The 488-nt window shown below is 68.0% G+C and carries 1 pseudogene; it reads left to right on the top strand.

The window, feature by feature from the left end:
- Positions 1–488 (top strand): annotated as a pseudogene (locus OWC48_RS46285) (elongation factor G); the annotation flags it as partial.

Raw genomic sequence — 488 nt, 5'->3', positions numbered from 1 at the left:
TGGACTACGCTGGGGCCAGGATGAAGGTTCGCGCGAGACTCTGCTGCACGGTCTGAGCGACGAGCACCTCGCCGTCGCCCTCGATCGGCTGAAGCGGCGCTACGGCGTCGGGGTGACCGCACGTGCGCCGGCAGTCGCGTACAAGGAGACTATCCGGAAACCCGCAAGCCAGCGCGGCCGGCACAAGAAACAGTCGGGCGGCCATGGCCAGTTCGGCGACGTCGTGATCGACATCCGTCCGCTCGAACGCGGCGAAGGCTTCCGCTTCGAGGATCGCATCACCGGCGGCGCGATCCCGCGCCAATGGATTCCGGCAGTCGAGCAAGGCGTGCTCGATGCGATGGTGAAGGGCCCGCTCGGCATGCAGGTGGTGGACATCGCGGTGGCGCTGGTCGACGGCTCCTTCCACTCCGTCGACAGTTCCGAGCTCGCTTTCCGGACCGCCGGGCGGATCGCCATGGCCGACGCATTGGCCGCAGCCTCACCCT

Origin of the sequence: Bradyrhizobium sp. Arg816 (assembly GCF_029989365.1) — a bacterium.
In the GTDB taxonomy this organism is placed as follows: domain Bacteria; phylum Pseudomonadota; class Alphaproteobacteria; order Rhizobiales; family Xanthobacteraceae; genus Bradyrhizobium.
This window is presented reverse-complemented; position numbering and strand designations above follow the sequence as displayed.